At 46.9% G+C, this 19,633-nt stretch carries 14 protein-coding genes, 1 tRNA gene and 1 pseudogene; 4 read left to right on the top strand and 12 right to left on the bottom strand.

Annotation, left to right across the window (positions count from 1 at the left end):
• Positions 1-64: 64 nt before the first annotated feature.
• The gene (locus NG821_RS03700; protein WP_252760319.1) at positions 65-1,447 is read left to right on the top strand and encodes a TrpB-like pyridoxal phosphate-dependent enzyme; all 1,383 of its coding nucleotides are present in this window, start codon (positions 65-67) and stop codon (positions 1,445-1,447) included.
• A gap of 55 nt (positions 1,448-1,502) precedes the next feature.
• Here NG821_RS03700 and mfd read toward each other — a convergent pair whose 3' ends face one another.
• The 9 genes from mfd to NG821_RS03655 form a co-directional block, all read right to left on the bottom strand.
• Entirely contained in the window at positions 1,503-4,976 is a 3,474-nt protein-coding gene (mfd, locus tag NG821_RS03695; RefSeq protein WP_252760318.1) for a transcription-repair coupling factor, read from the bottom strand.
• 2 nt (positions 4,977-4,978) lie between these two features.
• Positions 4,979-5,722: a polyprenol monophosphomannose synthase gene (locus NG821_RS03690; protein WP_252760317.1), complete on the bottom strand. Its 744-nt coding sequence runs from the start codon at positions 5,720-5,722 to the stop codon at positions 4,979-4,981.
• Between the two features lie 105 nt (positions 5,723-5,827).
• Positions 5,828-6,586, bottom strand: a complete 759-nt coding sequence (locus NG821_RS03685; RefSeq protein WP_394802056.1) for a lysophospholipid acyltransferase family protein — start codon at positions 6,584-6,586, stop codon at positions 5,828-5,830.
• 167 nt (positions 6,587-6,753) lie between these two features.
• Positions 6,754-7,929, bottom strand: coding sequence for a metallophosphoesterase (locus NG821_RS03680; protein WP_252760315.1), 1,176 nt, complete (start codon positions 7,927-7,929; stop codon positions 6,754-6,756).
• 140 nt (positions 7,930-8,069) lie between these two features.
• The gene (locus NG821_RS03675; RefSeq protein WP_252760314.1) at positions 8,070-8,888 is read right to left on the bottom strand and encodes a vitamin B12 dependent-methionine synthase activation domain-containing protein; all 819 of its coding nucleotides are present in this window, start codon (positions 8,886-8,888) and stop codon (positions 8,070-8,072) included.
• Between the two features lie 68 nt (positions 8,889-8,956).
• A complete protein-coding gene (locus NG821_RS03670) occupies positions 8,957-10,315 on the bottom strand; it encodes a dihydroorotase (protein WP_252760313.1) in 1,359 nt (452 codons plus the stop codon).
• Positions 10,316-10,493: 178 nt separating this feature from the next.
• Complete coding sequence (locus NG821_RS03665; protein ID WP_252760312.1) at positions 10,494-11,303, bottom strand: DUF4369 domain-containing protein; 810 nt, start codon at positions 11,301-11,303, stop codon at positions 10,494-10,496.
• A gap of 184 nt (positions 11,304-11,487) precedes the next feature.
• Positions 11,488-11,934 (bottom strand): hypothetical protein, encoded by a 447-nt coding sequence (locus NG821_RS03660; RefSeq protein WP_317233073.1) that lies wholly within the window; start codon positions 11,932-11,934, stop codon positions 11,488-11,490.
• Positions 11,900-12,259, bottom strand: coding sequence for an FtsB family cell division protein (locus NG821_RS03655; protein ID WP_252760311.1), 360 nt, complete (start codon positions 12,257-12,259; stop codon positions 11,900-11,902). Before NG821_RS03655 ends, NG821_RS03660 begins: the two co-directional genes overlap by 35 nt.
• Positions 12,260-12,492: 233 nt before the next feature.
• On the opposite strand from NG821_RS03655, the gene NG821_RS03650 reads away from it, so the two are divergent.
• Positions 12,493-14,400 (top strand): DNA polymerase III subunit gamma/tau, encoded by a 1,908-nt coding sequence (locus NG821_RS03650; RefSeq protein ID WP_252760310.1) that lies wholly within the window; start codon positions 12,493-12,495, stop codon positions 14,398-14,400.
• Positions 14,401-14,608: 208 nt separating this feature from the next.
• On the opposite strand, the gene asnA is transcribed toward NG821_RS03650, so the two are convergent.
• Complete coding sequence (asnA, locus tag NG821_RS03645; protein WP_252760309.1) at positions 14,609-15,646, bottom strand: aspartate--ammonia ligase; 1,038 nt, start codon at positions 15,644-15,646, stop codon at positions 14,609-14,611.
• A 227-nt stretch (positions 15,647-15,873) separates the two neighbouring features.
• Between asnA and NG821_RS03640 the strand changes: the two genes are divergently transcribed.
• A tRNA-Arg gene (locus NG821_RS03640) sits at positions 15,874-15,947 on the top strand.
• 764 nt (positions 15,948-16,711) lie between these two features.
• A complete protein-coding gene (locus NG821_RS03635; protein ID WP_252760308.1) occupies positions 16,712-18,379 on the top strand; it encodes a formate--tetrahydrofolate ligase in 1,668 nt (555 codons plus the stop codon).
• Between the two features lie 15 nt (positions 18,380-18,394).
• On the opposite strand, the gene NG821_RS03630 is transcribed toward NG821_RS03635, so the two are convergent.
• A complete protein-coding gene (locus NG821_RS03630) occupies positions 18,395-19,111 on the bottom strand; it encodes a DUF169 domain-containing protein (RefSeq protein WP_252760307.1) in 717 nt (238 codons plus the stop codon).
• A 409-nt stretch (positions 19,112-19,520) separates the two neighbouring features.
• Positions 19,521-19,633, bottom strand: a pseudogene (locus NG821_RS03625) (IS982 family transposase); the annotation flags it as partial.

Below are 19,633 nucleotides of genomic sequence, written 5' to 3'. Positions count from 1 at the left end.
ATTCATTTAGTCCTAGTTTTACATTATATTTGCAGTATATAATGACCAATAAAACACTAAGAAGATGAGACAGAAAAAATTTATTCTTGAAGAAAAGGACATCCCCTATCAATGGTATAACATTCAGGCAGAAATGCCCAATAAACCTTTACCGCCTCTCAATCCTTCAACTCTGAAACCGTTGACGGCAGAGGATCTCAGTCATATTTTCAATGCTGAATGTTCTAAACAAGAACTGGATTCAGAACATCCATGGATTGATATTCCTGATGAAGTACGTGAGAAATACACGTACTACCGGTCAACGCCACTCGTACGTGCCTACGCCTTCGAAAAAGCCTTGGACACACCGGCACATATATACTTTAAGAATGAATCGACCAATCCTTTGGGATCTCACAAGATCAATTCCGCCCTGCCTCAATGCTACTATTGCAAGCAAGAGGGCGATACCAATGTCACTACGGAAACAGGGGCAGGTCAATGGGGAGCAGCCTTGAGTTATGCAGCACGCCTCTATGGACTCGAAGCTGCCGTCTACCAAGTAAAGATATCCATGTTGCAAAAACCTTACCGTTCCGCCATCATGAGGACATTTGGAGCGACGGTAGAAGGTTCACCGTCAATGTCTACGAGGGCAGGCAAAAATATCATCACCCATGACCCCAATCATCCGGGTTCTTTGGGAACTGCCATCAGTGAGGCCATCGAACTGGCCACCACCACTCCCCACTGTAAATACACTCTGGGCAGTGTCCTCAACCATGTCGCACTCCATCAGACCGTAATCGGTCTCGAAGCTGAAAAACAGATGGAGATGGCCGGTGAATATCCTGACCAAATCATCGCTTGTTTCGGTGGAGGAAGTAATTTCGGAGGAATCGCTTTCCCGTTCATGCGCCATAATTTCAAAGACGGTAAGCATACGGAATTTATTGCGGCCGAACCTGACAGTTGTCCGAAACTGACACGTGGAAAATTCGAATATGATTTCGGGGATGAGGCAGGTTATACGCCTTTACTTCCTATGTTCACGCTCGGACACAATTTCAAACCCGCAAATATCCATGCAGGCGGCCTGCGCTACCATGGAGCCGGCATGATCATTTCCCAACTTGTGAAGGACCATTTCATGCACGGAGTAGACATTCCACAACTAGAGAGTTTTAAAGCCGGTATGCTTTTTGCCCGGACAGAAGGCATCATACCTGCACCTGAAAGTTGCCATGCCATTGCAGCCGTGATACGAGAGGCGAAGAAAGCCCGTGAGGCAGGTCAGGAAAAAGTGATACTCTTCTGCCTTAGCGGACATGGACTTTTAGACATGACGGCCTACGAGAATTATATCAACGGCGACCTCCAAAACTATCATATCAGCGATGAAGAAATTCAGGAAGACCTGAAAGATGTTCCTGAAGTCAGCGCCGATCATGTCAAGAAAAATTGAAAACAATACATTGATTGAAGTACCTGAAATGAGGTTTTCCTAAAAGTGGAAAATCTCATTTCAAGTTTCCTATCTTTTCCAACAAACTGCAGGCTGCCTCAACGGAAGGCACATTACTGATGATCATCAGGCGACGTCCGTTCTTCTCTTTCATCTTCACCCGTTTCACATCAGTTGTCGCATACTTGATGACTGCAGCGAAAGTCTGGCTCTGGAAGAAAGGACTCTTCTCATTGCTGACAAACTGGAGTTGCATATTCCCCTGTTTGAGGATGATCTTTTCACAACCGAGATGCTTGCCCAACCAGCGTAGTCGAACCACTCTCATCAACTCCTCACCTTCGTGAGGAATCGGGCCAAAACGGTCGACCAGTCGTTTCCGATAGGCCTCAAGAGCCTGATCATCTTCTATCTGGTCAAGTTCACGGTAGAGCAACATTCTCTCGCTGCTTCCGGGTACATAATTGTCCGGGAAGTACATTTCGAGATCACTCTCCACGGCACAGTCATCCACGAAATCATCACCAGTCACCACCTGACCCTGTTGCATTTCCTCAGAATAGAGATCCTGGAACTCGTCGTTCTTCAGTTCCGTAACCGCCTGAGTGAGGATCTTCTGGTACGTCTCATAACCGAGGTCTTCCATAAAGCCGCTTTGTTCAGCTCCGAGAAGATTACCGGCACCACGGATATCCAGATCCTGCATGGCCAGGTTGATGCCACTCCCGAGTTCGGAAAAGTTCTCAAGGGCATCCAGTCTGCGTCGTGCCTCAGTTGTCAAACTGCTTTTCGGTGGAGCCAAGAGATAACAAAACGCCTTTTTGTTGGAACGTCCTACACGCCCTCTCATCTGATGCAAGTCAGCAAGTCCGAACCGGTGCGCATCATTGATGATGATCGTATTGGCATTCGGGATATCTATACCGTTCTCGACGATTGTCGTAGAGAGAAGAACATCGTAATCATACTGATAGAACCCCATGAGAATCTTCTCCAACTGTTCCGGAGGCATCTGACCATGGCCGATGGCCACCCTACAGTCAGGGACATACTTATGGATCAAATTCGCCAGTTCAGGAAGGCTGGAGATACGGTTGCTGACAAAGAACACCTGACCATTGCGGCTCATCTCAAAATTGATGGCATCGGCAATAACCTCGTGACCGAAGTTATCCACTTCCGTATGAATAGGATACCTGTTAGGTGGCGGCGTACGGATAATACTCATATCCCGGGCACCCATCAGAGAGAACTGCAGAGTCCGGGGGATAGGCGTTGCCGACATCGTGAGGGTATCGACATTGACCTTCAACTTCCGGAGTTTCTCCTTTGTAGAAACCCCGAATTTCTGCTCTTCGTCAATGACGAGAAGCCCGAGGTCGTGCCATTTCACAGATTTGCCCAGTAATTTCTGCGTACCAATCAGAATATCGATCTTGCCGGAGGCCAGATCCTCCAATATCTCTTTCGTCTTTTTCCCTGACCGTGCCCTGGAAAGATATTCCACACGCACCGGCATCTCCTTCAACCGTTGCATGAACGTTTGATAATGCTGATAGGCCAGAATCGTTGTCGGCACCAGTACAGCGACCTGCTTGGAGTCGCAGACGGCCTTGAAGGAAGCCCTGATGGCCACTTCCGTTTTTCCGAAACCGACATCCCCGCATACGAGGCGGTCCATCGGGCGAGGCGACTCCATATCACGCTTGACATCCTGAGTTGCCTTATACTGGTCAGGGGTATCTTCATACATGAAACTCGCCTCCAACTCATGCTGCATATAGGTATCGGGGCTGAAGGCGAAACCCTTTTCCCGCCGCCGCTCGGCATACAGTTTGATGAGGTCACGGGCAATGTCCTTGATCTTCTTCTTCGCCTTTTCCTTCAGGCGGTTCCACGCGCCTGTACCGAGGGTAGACAACTGTGGCGGCTGATCTGTATCATTGCTCCTGTACTTGGAAATCTTATACAAGCTATGAATGGATACATCCACCTTGTCATTGTTCCTGTAGATGATGCGGATCATCTCCTGATACCCCTGTTTGCCATTCCTTTCAGGATGCCGGGGATCAGGGGGCAGAGGAACCCTGACCAAACCACCGAACTTGCCGATTCCGAAATCGACATGGATGATATAGTCGCCGATATCCATCTCCTGCAGTTCCTTCATCGTCAGAGCCATCTTGCCGAGACGGGCACTGTCAGAGCGGAGACTGTACTTATGGAAACGGTCAAATATCTGGTGATCAGTAAAAAGACAGAGTTTGAGATCATTGTCTACAAACCCCTCATGCAACGTATGGTCGACAGGTGTAAACCGGATATGATAAGATGCCAGTTCATCCCCTGCAAAGATCTCCTTCAAGCGCTGGTTCTGCTTCTCGCTATCCGCCAGGATATAGAGTTGGTAGCCCTTCAAGAGGTAGTCCTCCAGACTCTGGGAGAGGAGTTGGAAATTCTTATGATAGAGCGGCTGCGGCTCTATATTGAACGAGAGGACCGTATTCTGCCTGTTGGCCTCCGACCCGAATTCCACGCACTGGAGTTTCGCGGAGTCAGCGACAAACTGGGATGCCATGCAGAGCATGTTCTCTCTTTTCATCTGGAGCATGATCTGCTTCTGGTCCTGTTCAGGGACACCCTCCAACCGTTCCGTCAAAGCCTGAGTGGAAAAACCTTCATTATAGATCTGGTCTATCCGGTCACGGACGAAGGTGAAATCCTTCGACAACAGTACACTGTCCTCAGGCAGGAATTGCAGGAAAGGCATTTTCTCACTCTCATGCTGCGCCAACTCGGGGACAATCTCTATATCGGTCTTCTTGTCCTTGCTCAACTGGTCCTCCACTTCGAAAGTGCGGATCGTATCGACCTCGTCTCCGAAGAAGTCTATACGGTAAGGATATTCACAACTGAAGGAATAGACATCCAGAATACTCCCACGCAAAGCAAACTGCCCCGGCTCATAGACATAATCCTGTTCCTTGAAACCCAAGGTGCGGAGTTGATTGGCCAAGTCCGAGATCTCGAGTTTGTCCCCCACCTTCAGTCTGACGACCTGCCGGTTGAGTTTGGTCCGTGAGATCACCAGTTCCGACAGAGCCATCGGATAGGTGACGATATACGTCTCCATCTCCGGATCAGCCTTTGCCTGTGGCAGTTGAGAGCCGGTCGCAGGGTCCACACCGGTCAATCTGGTGAGGACCTCGGTGCGCAGGATCTCATTGGCGGGATCACGCTGACCGTATTTCACAGCCCGCTTGAAACTACTCGGAAAGAAAAGTACACGGTCCTGACCAAGGATCTGGGTCAGGTCATGATAAAAATATCCCGCGTCATCGTCATCGTCAAGAATAAAGACAAGCGTACGATGAAGGCGGTTGTAGACCGATGCAAAGAGCAAGGGTGTGGCTGACGCAACAAGTCCCTTGAGGAAGAGCGTTTTCTTGGACTTTTCCTCCAGAGACTTGACAAGGGCAGCTGCCTGGGGCAATCTGCCATACAAAGCGCAAAGTTCTTCTATAGTCATGCTTATTCAGGAAGCTTCGGGTACTTGCGAAACCAACTGTTCAGGCGAAGGCGAATCACCCCGAAGAAAGCTTCGCTGAAAATGCCGCCGCTCATCTTACTCGTCCCTTCACGACGGTTGATGAATACCACCGGCACTTCCTTAATCTTAAAACCTATTTTATATGCAGTATATTTCATCTCGATCTGAAAGGCATAACCTTTGAAATGAATCTGGTCCAAAGGAATGGTCTCCAGCACTTTCCGTCTGTAACACACATATCCGGCCGTCGTGTCGTGAATCTTGAGCCCCGTGATCAGACGGACATAGTCTGACGCGAAATAACTCATCAGCACCCGCCCTATGGGCCAGTTGACGACGTTCACCCCACTGACATAGCGGGAACCGATGGCCACATCATACCCTTCGTCATGGACAGCAGCATACAAGCGCGGCAGATCATTCGGATTGTGGCTGAAATCGGCATCCATCTCAAAGATATAATCGTAATGGTGTGCCAAGGCCCACTTGAAACCCATAATATATGCAGTGCCCAGTCCCTGTTTTCCTTGGCGTTCGACCAGGAACAGACGACCGGCAAACTCTCCGGCCATCAATCTGCGGACAATATCTCCCGTCCCGTCAGGACTACCATCATCAATGACAAGAATATCAAAAGGCTTCTTCTGTCCGATGACAGCCCGGATAATATTCTCCACATTTTCCTTCTCATTATAAGTCGGAATTATGACAACCGAATCACTCATATATTTTAAATTTAAGTCCCTGTTACCTCAAACCAAGAAACAGGGTTTGCCGGCACCAAAACAACTTCCACCTGCAAAAATAAGAAAAATTTTTGTAAATCCCTTTCATTGGTCTGTATTTTCCACAAACCCCTGATAATCGGGTTCCAAGGATGACATGATGGCCTCATAACTCTTCTCCATCAGATATTTCTCATTTTTACGGCCTTTACCTTGAGGGAATATCGGTTGATGGATCGTCAATTTCAGGGGGTGCCAATAGACCCACCAGATATCTTTCATCCGGGGCTTTACCTCAAAACTGCCGTTGATCGTAAGCGGACAGACAGGCAACTGGAGTTCATCTGCGAGCAGAAAAGGGCCTCGTCTGAAGACGCCCATGTGTCCTGTCCACGTACGAGCTCCCTCGGGGAAGACGACCAGGGACATTCCCTGTTTCAATGTATTCTGTGCCTCTCCGATTGTCCTGCGGATGCCGGAAGGCGAACGTTTATCGACGAAGATATGATGGCACGCCTTACACGCCGGGCCGACAAAAGGAATATGTTCAAGTTCACGCTTCATCATCCATTTGAAGTTCCTGTTGAGAAAGCCATAGATGAGGAAGATGTCAAAAGTGCCCTGATGATTGGCAACAAAGACATAACTTTGCTTTTCATCCAGATTCTCTCTCCCTTCAATCTTCACAGGAAGGAAAAGCAGAAAGACCGTCCACATCGACCACAGTTTACCTGAGTAATAACTCCAGAAATGCTCATTGCCCACCACACAACCAATAATGGCCATCAGCGCACAGACGATAGTACACAGGATAAAAAGAGGCAAAAAAATCACCAATTGATAAAGACGGTAGAAAAAAATCACTAACCATTTCATAGTTTATTAAGACTAGTTATTTTGATTTCTTGATAAGATTCATACAAGTTCAACATGTTGGGAAGGTACTTTATTCATTCCCCTCATTCTCGCTATATACTTTATTCCAAAATTGTAACGACACTCTTTCATGATTTTATATTTATATTCCCTTATTATTTCCGATGCAAGGTCACCACCACGATTTCAGGTGTAGCCCCGAAACGGAATGGAATCAGTCCTCCCAATCCCGAAGACACATACAGGTACCGGCCGGCTTTCTCATAAAGGCCGTAGTCTTCCCGATAGACCAGTTGTGTAGGCCTTAACCCGAATATTTCCACTTGCCCGGCATGCGTATGCCCGCACAGGGTGAGTTGGGTATGTGAATAGGGCCGGATACTGTCGTCCCAGGCTGTCGGATCATGCTGGAGCATGACGATGAAAGCCTTCTTCCCAACCCCTTTCAGCGTTCTGCGAAGATTGGATTTCCGGGGAAACTTCCTCGAGCCCCCGTTTTCCTCACCGGCGATGACGATCGAATCATCCCCCCTCCGAATGACCGCATGATCATTCTTCAGGAGTTTCCACCCCATCTGCCGTTCCAGATGTTGTATTTCCAATTCATTTCTTTTCCTTTCCGCAGGAGTGGCAGCCAGGTAGACACTGTAATCGTGATTACCCAATATACTGTAGACCGGTGCCCCGCTCTTCCGAGCCAATTGTGCCAAGACCGTCTGACAAAGATAGATCTCCGCGGCACGCGTGTTCACCAGATCTCCCGTGAAGCAGATCATATCCGCTTTCTGTGCCATAATACTGTCCATATCCCGCTTCAAGGCGTGATCCATAAAGCGATTGAAAGTCCCGACATGAGCATCACTGAACTGAACCAGTTTAAAACCGTCAAAACTTGCAGGCAGGTCATCAAAATAAAGGTTGACATGGGTGACCTTCAGTTTTCTCGGTCCTATCGTCAACCCATAGATAAATACAAAGATAGACAGGCCTGCCAGGACTGCACCTACCCGATTGCCCTGATTAATACGGGTATGCCGCAGACGACACCACAATGTGCCCAGAAATGAGCAAACAGAGAAAATGGCTTTGGGATTAAATAGGACTCCTATCAGAAAAAGGTACAACTCTATCCACGCAAAATTATTCGGGATAAAGTTTTTCACGCTTGCCAGGCAGACCGTATAGACTATCATCCCGACTGAAACGATCCCCCACGGCCAAATGATCCACCACCGTATAGGTTGAGTACGATGCCGGACATATCGGAAATAGAGATACAGATCGGGCAATGTTATCAGGAGGATAACCCATATGAATATTCTTGCTATCACACGCTTTCTTCTTATTCTAAGGTTGTCTTGCAGTTTTCTGCTCTTTCACGTTCTTTCTGCAGACTCCCTCAATATCTATATTATAAGGATTGACCACACCAATGATCTCCCCGTTATTTCCATTAGCACCTGCAACCGGTTCATTTCCGGAGCAAACTCGACTGTAGGAAATGCCGCATCAGTTCTATGGGCAATCCCCGTCTGCGGGCATAATCCCGCAACTGGTCCTCACCTATTTTCCCCACGTCAAAATAACGGCTCTTGGGGTGAGAGAACATCAGACCACTCACCGAAGCATGGGGAACCATCATTCCGCTCTCAGTGAGTCGGATTCCTATCTCCTTGATTCCCAGCAAGTCGCCCAGTATAAAGTTCACACTGGCATCGGGAAGCGAAGGATAACCTACTGCAGGCCGGATGCCCTGGTACTTCTCGAGATGCGTCTCCTGAATCGTGAGATGCTCATGAGGCGCATACCCCCAATATCGGCGCCTGACGTCCTCATGCATCTTCTCAGCCGTACCTTCTGCGAGACGGTCTGACAAAGTCTGCAGGAGCATCTTCCGATAAGGATCATCCTGAAGACTCTCCACCTTTACGAGATCTACAGTCGTCGCAAAAGCACCTGCCCGATCCTTGATGCCGGAGGAGAGCGGACGTACAAAATCAGCCAGACAGAGATTCGGTGCACCTTGCGCATCTGCTTTCTGCTGACGGAGCATCGGAATGCGAACGCCGCCGACTAAAAGATCGTCTCCGTCGCTATTGGCATCATACAAACCGAAGACAGCGCGCAGGACCACTTTCCCTTCCCAGGAGTGCAGCACATTCTCCGCTTCTTTCCGAAGGAGAGCCTTCTCCTCCCGCGGTTTGCCGTCCAGACTCCAGGCATGGTAGAAATAGATCCAGTTGATATAAGGTTCTATCTCACTGACCGGATAAGTGAGTATCTTTCGCATTCAAACCTTTTTTTTATAGGTCCTATTCATCACGGAAGTTCTTTGTTCTCAGGTGATCCGGACCTGTCTCAGTGCTGTCGGAAAGCGATTTCCTCGCCCCTGTAATCCGGATCAAACTGACCGTCATGATAGAGGACATGCCCATTGCAGATGGTATCCACCACCTTCCAATGATATTCATGTCCCTCCACAGGACTCCATTTGCATTTACTTTGGATGCCAGCCTCAGTCACCTTCCAAGGCTCATGGGGTTTGACCACTGTAATGTCAGCCTTGTATCCTTCACGCAAGAACCCCCGGTCTTTCACTTCAAAGAGGAGCGCCGGATGATGACACATCAGTTCCACCATTTTTTCTATTGTGAGGACACCTTTGTCAACCAATTCCAGCATCGTTACCAGAGAGAACTGCACCATGGGCATGCCAGAGGCAGCCTTGACGCATCCCCCCTGTTTGTCTTTCAAGAGATGAGGCGCATGGTCTGTCCCGATACAGAAGATCCTTCCATCTACAAGTGCCTTGCGCAAAGCTGCCTGTTCGGTTTTTCCTTTGACGGCAGGATTGCATTTAATGAGAGCACCCTTGACGGCATAGTCATCAGCCGAGAAGAAGAGGTGAGGCACACACGCCTCCAGTGTAATCTGCGGCAGATTCAATGGACCGGAAAGACTTTGGGAAGCCAATGCCAGTTCACGAGCCGTCGTGATGTGAGCGATATGGAGTCTGGCACCTGTTTTCTTTGCCAGAGAGACAGCCAGTTGGCTGCATTTAAGACAGGCTTCCGCACTTCGGATAAGCGGATGCATGGCTACCGGAGGGTCTTCGCCATACGTCAGTTTAGCCTGCTTCATATTCTCATTGATGATCCCCATATCTTCGCAATGGGTCATGACCGGTAATCCTGCAGAAGCAGCAGAACGGAAGGCGTTCTCAAGGGCCCCCAACCGATCGACGAGCAGGTTGCCTGTACTTGCGCCCATAAATATCTTTATTCCCGGTATCCGAGTACGGTCGAGTTGGGAGAACAGTCCTGCATTACTGTTAGTTGCACCGAAGAAGAAACTGTAATTGACATGACTCTCATGAGACGCCCGCTCAAACTTGTTCGAAAGATTCTCCAGCGTGACTGTAGGAGGAGTGGTATTCGGCATTTCGAAATAGGAGGTCACGCCCCCATAAGCCGCAGCCCGACTCTCGCTTTCGACATCAGCTTTCTGAGTCATCCCAGGGTCTCTGAAATGGACATGCTCGTCGATGATTCCAGGTAAAACGAAGCACCCCGTAGCATCTATTTCCTGATCATAGCTGCTGCGGGATGCTCTGTTTTCCGGGATGATCTCATCGATACGATCATCTTTGACCACCAGGTCACCTCTGAAGGAATGTCCTTCATTAACAATCGTACCGCCTTTGATACCTATTCTCATTGATCATCAGTTATATTTGGATGGAGACATCTCACTGTTCTCCACAGAAATTCTTCTCATCTCAACTCGGATACCTGCGCTCAACGTAAGATAGCGACAGAACACTACTACTGGACAAAAGATCGCAACGCTTCAAGTGTACCCGAGTCTTCCGCTACTACCCTGTTCAAATCATTGTTCACTCCTGAACAGAAGCCGGTTGAGCCAAAGCAGCAGGCGTAGGAGCAGGAGCCGCATTAGGATCATTCGGATCGCTCACCGGAGGGCGATGGGCCGAAGGTGATTGAGGCTGCTTCATACCATTCATGATTTGCTCGTTCTCCTGGGCTTTCTCATAATAATCCTTCACATAAGGATCATTCTTGAATTTTTCCGTCGCTCTGCTCATGACATCTTCTATCCAAGGTGTGAGCATGGGATATTCATTCCCTGCGGTCACCATGAAAAAGATGCCGGGGCCTAAGACATTATCGAAATTATTGCAGACAAAACTCGTAATGAACCGGTCTTCTTCCTCGGAAAGGCGGGCTGCCTCCGCATTCAGATGAGCATTGACCACTGCCATATTCCGGCCATTCATGATGCCTTCATCCTGCCGATGCACAAGTTCAGCTTCCTCGTTCTTCAACTGATTATAACGGGTGAAGAATTTGAAGAGTTTATCATTAAGCGGCGTTCCACTGACCAGTTGTTGCGTATTGTCAATCTTCACAGTAATGTCACCACATTCCAGAACAAGGGGCAGAACACTTTCACTATCCATGAAAATACTGGCCATACGTGTCGTATCGACTGTTCCGGCAAACTGGAACTGACCGTGTACGACATCACAGGAATCCAACTTCTTAAAATCATTATCCTTCAAGACTTTCAGATAGAGCATCCGCCCATCAAGAGTCGAGACATTACTCGTGCCTGTAATATGATAACTGTTAGCACAAGAAGTGAATGCCAGCAACGTAGCCAATGCGCAAATCATTTTATTCATAAGTGGCGAATCTTTTACTTTTAACAAAGGTACAATGTATATTCAATCCAAGGAAATATTTTTATCCAATTTAATTGATTCTCTATATCTTTTATATTTTTTTCGCATACCAAACCCCTCAATACTTTCGGGCAGTTTTGTACCTATACTCGTATTATTCGTACAAACAAACCATTGATTGGTATTATTGTGTAGGATTTCCCTTTGCCAGTTCGCGACTGATTCGATGTGTCGTATAGAGTTCTATCAATGCGGCTATGAGCAGGATCGCAACCCATTTGTTATAGACTAAGGTAATATAGGTTTCATAATTGACAAAAAGAGGTTCCAAGAATTGATAGGCGGTATCTACCATCGAGATACCGGCCAGTACAAAGCAGATGTCACTGAAGCACTGCAGTTTCTTCAAGCGCCGTAGCGTGAGATCCATGCTTTCTATCGTCTGCATCATTTGAGAGATGGAAAACATGAGTGATCCTACCAGAAAGATCCAGCACATCACTTTCAATAAGGAAGGATGGAAAAAGCCAAAAGCAAAACAGCCGGCACCGATCACCATCAATATTCCCCCACAGAGGAAAACTATATCTTTTAACCTATTCTGATGTTCCATCTTTTTGAACTTGATCATTGTCATTATTTTGATTGGAGGCTTCATCGGTACTCAACACGAAAATATCCTCGTCATTGGCTTTCATAAAATACTCTTCGCGGGCAATCTTCTCAATGGATCTCGGATTCCGGTCCAACTCGCGGAGTTTGCGTGTATCCACGCGATTCTGCGTCTCGTACTTTTGGATCTGATCCTTCAACTCCCCGATCTGCAACTCATATTTGATACGCATACGGAAACTGTTGTCATCGACGATTCCGACGATGAGAACTCCTGCCACAATGGTAATCAAATACTTGTAATGGGAAAGGAAACTAAACAGTTCATTCAACTGATTTGCCATAACGTATTTTTGCTTTTGCAAAAGTAAGAAATTAAATCGAGAAAGAATGCGAAAAAAGAAGAATTTTAAGTTTCATTGCAAATCCGTTTCTCAAGTGCAAGAGAGTGCTTTACAAGATGATACGGTACTTTTCCAGCCCTTGACAGGGAATCAAATATGTCCGGATTTTCTGTTTATCCTCACATTTTTATAGTATCTTTGCAAACAAGACAATAACAGAAAGACGAGACACAATGGCAGATTATATTGTTTCCGCACGAAAATACCGCCCGATGACTTTCGATCAGGTGATCGGACAGACCACCCTTACCACTACGCTGAAGAATGCGATCAAGAGCGGGAAACTGGCTCATGCATACCTCTTTTGCGGTCCTCGTGGTGTGGGAAAGACCACTTGTGCCAGGATATTTGCCAAGACGATCAATTGTGAACACCTGGACGAAAACGGGGAGGCCTGCAATGAATGTGAGAGTTGTAAAGCTTTCAACGAGAGGCGGTCTTATAATATTTTCGAACTCGATGCCGCGAGCAACAATTCGGTAGAAGACATCAAGAAACTCATGGAACAGACGCGTGTGCCGCCCCAGATCGGTAAGTACAAAGTATTTATCATCGATGAGGTCCACATGCTGTCACCGCAAGCTTTCAACGCGTTTCTCAAGACACTTGAGGAACCGCCAAAGCATGTCATCTTCATCCTCGCCACTACAGAAAAGCACAAGATCCTCCCGACGATCATCAGCCGTTGCCAGGTCTATGACTTCGAGAGGATGACGGTGCCGGATACGGTCAGACAACTGAAGATGGTCGCTTCCAAGGAGGGCATCAAATACGAAGACCAGGCCCTCACGCTCATTGCCGAGAAGGCTGACGGCGGCATGCGTGACGCCTTGTCCATCTTTGATCAGGCTGCGAGTTTCTGCCAAGGTGATATTACGTACCGAAAAGTCATCGAAGACCTGAACGTCCTCGATGAGGATTACTATTTCAAGATCATTGATCTGGCTCTCCAGAACAAAGTATGTGACATGATGTTACTGCTCAACGAGGTGCTTTCAAAAGGTTTTGACGGCGGTGACTTCATCGACGGCCTCAGCGAACATGTACGTAATGTGATGATGGCAAAAGACCAGCAGACCATCATCTTGTTGGATGCCAGCGACGACCAGAAAAAGAAATACAGTGAACAGGCCGGGCGCTGTCCCTTGCCTTTCCTCTATGGGGCTTTGAAAGTCATGAACGACTGCGACGTGCAGTACCGCCAAAGCAGCAATAAAAGGCTTTTGGTGGAATTGACTCTGATTGAAATAGCCCAATTGAACGGTGGGGGCAGTCAGCCAACTGATGAACAAAAGCCTCAAACGCTGAAGCCGATGTTCAATTCCCCTGCTTCGGCAGCAGCCCCGACCGGTTCGCCACGGCCTCAACCCCGGCAAACTGAAAGTCAGGTGGTTCATTCGCAACAAGCAGTGCCACCCACCCCTCAGACGCCGCCTACCCCACCTGCAGAAACCGCTGCAAAAGTCTCAGAAGAAAAGACCGCTGCACCGTCAGCACAACCAGCACCGACAGCCTCACCCGTTCCTCCAAAAGAACCGATGGAAACGGCAAAAGAGGAAACGACTCAGGATACGGGGAAAACGACAGTACATGCAGACAACGCTTCTTTCAAACCCGGAAATATCGGCATGTCATTCCAGTCTTTCCTTCACCCCAACCAACCTGACAATACGGCGAAAATGGAAGACACGCCCGCTTCCTCAGGCACTGAAGAAAAAGACGTTTTCAATCAGGAGCAGTTGCAGACGGCATGGCTGAAGATGTGCAACCGTATGCCTCAGAAGATGGTCGGTCTAGCCCAACGCTTGAAACACATTAGTCCTAGAATCACCCAGTTTCCCAATATTGAACTCATTGTAGACAACGAGATATTCCTCGAAGATGTCAAGAAGATCCAGAACAGGATCAAGACAACGCTCCGGAAAGACCTCCACAATCAGGAGATATCAATAGATATCAGACTTGCAAAGAAAGAAGAGGTGGGAAAAATCCTGACGAAAAGAGAACTTTTCGATGAAATGAGGAAGAATAATCCCGGTGTGGAAAAACTCCGCGATCTCCTTGACTTGGACTTGAACTGACAATAAGTAGTTCAAAGTTCAGGACATTTAAGGTCAACAAGTTGTAAGTTTGACGTTTTCTACATGGATAAGTATTGAGGCAAAACATTCGCAATGCTTGCCGATACCCTTTCGCTATTCGATCTGCAAACACTCCTATTTATCAGATCAGATTCACATTAAAACATAAAGTTCCGCAAAGCGATTGTCTTGCGGAACTTTTCATTTTTCAGATTAACTTCATCCCATATTTTTCGCACTCCTTGCGCATCTCTTCCGGCCATATACTAGCCTGGATTTCTCCGATATGTCCCTTGTGAAGCAAGAGCATGCACAACCGGCTTTGGCCGATACCACCACCGATGCTCAAAGGCAGGGCACCATTCAGCAGGCGCTGATGGAAATAGAGTTTTTCGCGCTCCTCTTTTCCTTCTGACTTCAATTGACGCAGCAAAGCTTGCTTGTCTACACGGATTCCCATAGAACTCAGTTCGAAGCTTCGTCCCAGGACAGGGTACCAAACCAGAATGTCACCGTTCAAGCCAACCTTTCCATTCTCAGCCACAGTACTCCAGTCATCATAATCCGGAGCGCGGCCATCGTGCTTCTTGCCATCAGAGAGTTTACCGCCAATTCCTTCTACAAATACCGCTCCATATTCCTTGCAGATCGCATCTTCACGCTCTTTCGGGGACTTGCCGGGATACTTATCCAACAAGTCCTGACTATGAATGAAATGTATTTCCTTAGGCAGGAAAGGTTTGATCTGTGGATAATTTTCACAGGTCAGATATTCGGCACGCAGGATAGCACTGTAAATCCGACGGACCGTATTTTCCAAGAAAGCGATGGTTCGGTCCGGGCGTGTGATCACAGCTTCCCAATCCCATTGATCCACATACAAAGAATGCAGATTATCAAGTTCCTCATCAGGGCGGATGGCATTCATGTCAGTATAAATACCGTATCCTGCAGGGATATGATATTCAGCCAACGCAAGGCGCTTCCACTTTGCCAGAGAGTGCACCACTTCGGCTACCTGATCTCCAAAATCCTTGATCGGAAAAGAGACAGGGCGCTCCACGCCATTCAAATCATCATTGATACCAAGTCCTTTAAGGACAAACAAGGGTGCTGTGACCCGACGTAACCTCAGTTCTGCAGACAAATCCTGCTGGAAAAAATCTTTGATCAACTTGATTCCCAACTCAGTTTGCTGCATGTCCAGAAGCGCTTTATACGCCACCGGCTTAATCAATCTACTCATTATTCTAAATTTATCTTATATATCAAATCTTCTTGCAAAGATACATATTATTATTAACTTGCAATCATATTTTAGGAAGATTTACCAAATCGAAAGAATTATTTTTATTTTAATTACTATTTGTTTAGGGATCTGGAAATATCCATCATTTGTGTGGAAAGATTAAAAAAAGAAAAAACTTGGTATAATCAAACTTATTTAGTATCTTTGCATTCGCAATAAATCATGGCCTCGTAGCTTAGCTGAATAGAGCGTCAGATTCCGGTTCTGAAGGTCGTGGGTTTGAATCCCACCGAGGTCACAATACGAACAAGCCTATTTATCGTTGCCTTATTTTAGGTATCTCAATCCTAAAATACAGTACACAAATCACTGATGACACCCTCCATAAGTTTTTTGCGTAACTTGAACTTCTTATGGTCCAGGACGAATAAAGAGACTCCTGCCGTTACAGTTTTGGCAGTACCCCACATCATACTTTCAAGAGATCCTCCTACCTCAATTACAGTAAGGGAGAGGGAGATTTTATGCGACACTCAGGGAACAAAATCCGTTGACTTGGGAGACCAGGTGTAATGACGTACGTCCTTAGGTGCTCATGTCGTACGTCCTTAAGGTCTCATGACGTACGTCCTTAAGGTCTCATGACGTACGTCCTTACAGTATAAGAACGTACGTGAACAGAACCTCATAAAGCACGTGAACAGAATCTCATACAACTCATTGATTATTCCCATGAAGCGGTGAACAGAACATATAGTCGTGCGCCAACGAAAGGTATGGATAAGTATCAATAAATGTATGGACGTGCATCTCCAGATGCGAAGATGTCCGCCAACGGGTAGGAACAGGCCATACGATAGAGACCGGGCATGACAAAGATTCCCAACCAAAATATGGCCATTCAGAACTCATCCGTGAAAAAATAGGAATGCTCGATTCTTTTTGTCTATTGAGTAAAAAGTGAAAAATAATCCTATAGAAACATTTGCGAGTTACTTGTTTTTGCAGTATTTTTGCAATCCTATTACAGATGAATAAAATTCGTAAAAAGATTGTTATCTCATGAAGACAGATTACGAGATCGCACACGGGATAAAACTTGTTCCGATCACGACAATAGCAGAGAAGATCCATATTCCCCAAGAAAGTCTGGAACCTTATGGAAAGTATGTGACCAAGGTTCCCTACACGCTCATTGACGAGGAAAAAGTAAAGAAATCAAATCTCATTTTAGTAACGTCCATCACCCCCACGAAGTCAGGTAATGGCAAGACGACCATGAGCATCGGATTAGCTCTTGGCATGAACCGAATTGGGAAAAACGCCGTACTGGCGTTACGTGAACCCAGCCTCGGCCCCTGCTTCGGCATGAAGGGAGGCGCCACAGGGGGCGGCTATGCTCAGGTCTTACCTTCAGAAAAGATCAACCTTCACCTGACAGGGGATTTCCATGCGGTGACGGCAGCCAATAATATGATTGCAGCACTCCTGGACAACTATATCTACCAACATCAAGATGAAGGATTCCGGTTGAGAAAAGTTTTTTGGAAAAGAGTCCTTGATGTGAATGACCGCAGTTTACGGGACATCGTGACAGGACTTGGCGGACCTTCCAACGGACTGGTGGCGGAAAGCGGATTCGACATCACGCCGGCATCGGAAATCATGGCGATATTGTGCCTGGCAACTGACTTGAAGGATCTGCAGCGCCGCATCTCTAATATCCTGCTCGGCATCACGACAGAAGGGAAACCTTTTACCGTCCGGGACCTGGGCGTGACCGAGGCTATCACCGCCATCTTGTTGGACGCCATTCATCCGAACTTGGTGCAGACCACAGAGCAGACCCCTGCCTTCATCCATGGTGGACCATTTGCCAATATTGCGCACGGATGCAACAGCATCATCGCTACGAAGATGGCAATGACCTTCGGGGACTACGCCATCACAGAAGCAGGCTTCGGTTCAGATTTAGGAGCGGAGAAGTTTTTTGACATCAAATGCCGTCTCGCCGGCATCTGCCCCAAACTGACGATGATCGTCGTGACAACACAAGCCTTAAAACTTCATGGTCACGTCGATGTGGCTGCTATCACAAAACCCAATGCCAAAGGTATACAAGCCGGATTTGCCAATATGGACAAGCATATCCGGAACATGCAAAGTTTCGGTCAAACGGTTGTCGTTTGCCTGAACCGTTTCGCTGCTGACTTGGACGATGAAATAGAAATGGTCCGGCAACACTGTGAAGCACTGGGCGTGGGATTTGCCGAGAACCGGGCTTTCACGGAAGGTGGAAAAGGAGCTGAAGAGTTGGCCCGTCTGGTAGTAAAAATGATAGAAGAGAAACCGTCGGGAGACCTGAGATTTGCCTATCAAGTTTCGGACAGCGTTCAGACAAAAATAGAGAAAGTCGCCAAAGGTATCTATGGCGCTGCAAAAGTGATTTTCAAACCGGCTGCATTAAAACAATTGAATCATATTCAGGAGTCAGGTTATGGACACTTCCCCGTTTGCATTGCAAAAACCCAGTATTCTTTTTCTGAAGACAAAAAGGCCTACGGATTACCTCAAGACTTTACGCTTACCATACGGAATCTGACTGTAGATGCCGGATCAGAAATGATTATTGCCATTGCAGGGGATATATTACGGATGCCGGGACTACCGAAAAGCCCGCAAGCAGAACGTATCAGGATCATCAACGGCCAGATTGAAGGACTTTCCTGAAGAATCTCGGGAAAGTCACATCTCTCCGTTGATCCTCTTATGGACTTTATTCCAGGCCGGCGTCCCGCTCAGGCAAGTGTGAGCCAAGGTTTTCATCATCACATCCAATCTGCATTTGGGAATGGAAAAACTCAGAATATCTTCATCTACCCAAGGCCGCACAGACGGGTCCAGCAAACCCAAGAAACACCGGTAACCCTTATCGCGGTTCTCGTTCACAATGGTACTGATGATGCTGCTGCAACCTGAGCCGAAAAGCGTAGAAACAGTGTCAGGCTCATTCCGGTCAAAAAAGGCCCAACTGCACAATCCTGATAATTCATCAGGCGTAGCGAAAAAGATCAGTCCTTCGATCAGGTCAAGGTCTTCCATTCTGTCTACACGTTGGAAATTCAAGTATTTGGCATGAACACCCTTCACTTTGACCTGATTGATAAAGTGACAGGCCTTCTCCGGGGTCGACTTATACTTTCGCTTCAATGACATAAAATCAGGAATCTGTTCGTGCTGGTCAGTAAACCCCAAATAAAACCTGGCACTCCCGCACCCGATGGTATCGGCACTCAAACTGACAGCATGCCCCAGAAAAACCTGAGGAAAAAACTTAAACATGCAACCGCTCTTCTTCAGCGTCTCTGCGATAGGTTGATCACTATAATAAAAAGCCATCGGTAAAGATGGTGCATTTCCAAATGCTGCACGGAACATGGTTACAAATTCACTGGACTTCATTCTGTTTCTTATTACTACTAGACAAATGTAGCAATATTTTTTGGATTAATAACCTAATGAAGTCTTTTTTATCAAACAAATCATTTCCTAAATAAGCCCCATTCTCCTGCCGGACTTCATCCTGAATGCCGATAGACGATGGAAACCTGATTCATCCGCTATCTCTAATACAATGGCAGTTCAAACCGTAAGACCATGCCTTTTCAGTCAAGGTCAAAGCGACCTTTATAATAATAAGATAGAATGGTGATGAATAATAGGAATGAGTTTGAAGTTCCGTGATAACGCTTGAACCTTCAAACGGAAAAAATTGTCTCCCCTATGGAAATTTCCCATAAACACGGGAAATATTCCACAGAAGATGACAATAGAAAGAATTACAACAGATTAATTATACCCGTTGGCGGAATTAATTTAGTGCGTATTTAATTCTACCGATGGGCTTGCCATTAATGTAATTCATATATTGAGAAACGGTTAGCGCACTGATTTTGCCAATTATTCTGGCAAACAAGCCGTTTG

Origin of the sequence: Segatella cerevisiae, assembly GCF_024054555.1 — a bacterium.
In the GTDB taxonomy this organism is placed as follows: domain Bacteria; phylum Bacteroidota; class Bacteroidia; order Bacteroidales; family Bacteroidaceae; genus Prevotella; species Prevotella cerevisiae.
Note: the sequence above shows the minus strand (reverse complement) of the source record. Positions and strands in the feature narration are given on the sequence as shown.

Excerpts from the sequence above, each read along its gene's own strand:
- mfd (WP_252760318.1), bottom strand. The coding sequence starts at position 4,976 with ATGACTATAGAAGAACTTTGCGCTTTGTATGGCAGATTGCCCCAGGCA.
- NG821_RS03665 (WP_252760312.1), bottom strand. The coding sequence starts at position 11,303 with ATGAATAAAATGATTTGCGCATTGGCTACGTTGCTGGCATTCACTTCT.
- NG821_RS03635 (WP_252760308.1), top strand. The coding sequence starts at position 16,712 with ATGAAGACAGATTACGAGATCGCACACGGGATAAAACTTGTTCCGATC.
- NG821_RS03700 (WP_252760319.1), top strand. The coding sequence starts at position 65 with ATGAGACAGAAAAAATTTATTCTTGAAGAAAAGGACATCCCCTATCAA.
- NG821_RS03675 (WP_252760314.1), bottom strand. The coding sequence starts at position 8,888 with ATGCGAAAGATACTCACTTATCCGGTCAGTGAGATAGAACCTTATATC.
- NG821_RS03630 (WP_252760307.1), bottom strand. The coding sequence starts at position 19,111 with ATGAAGTCCAGTGAATTTGTAACCATGTTCCGTGCAGCATTTGGAAAT.
- NG821_RS03655 (WP_252760311.1), bottom strand. The coding sequence starts at position 12,259 with ATGGCAAATCAGTTGAATGAACTGTTTAGTTTCCTTTCCCATTACAAG.
- NG821_RS03660 (WP_317233073.1), bottom strand. The coding sequence starts at position 11,934 with ATGATCAAGTTCAAAAAGATGGAACATCAGAATAGGTTAAAAGATATA.
- NG821_RS03650 (WP_252760310.1), top strand. The coding sequence starts at position 12,493 with ATGGCAGATTATATTGTTTCCGCACGAAAATACCGCCCGATGACTTTC.
- NG821_RS03670 (WP_252760313.1), bottom strand. The coding sequence starts at position 10,315 with ATGAGAATAGGTATCAAAGGCGGTACGATTGTTAATGAAGGACATTCC.
- asnA (WP_252760309.1), bottom strand. The coding sequence starts at position 15,646 with ATGAGTAGATTGATTAAGCCGGTGGCGTATAAAGCGCTTCTGGACATG.
- NG821_RS03690 (WP_252760317.1), bottom strand. The coding sequence starts at position 5,722 with ATGAGTGATTCGGTTGTCATAATTCCGACTTATAATGAGAAGGAAAAT.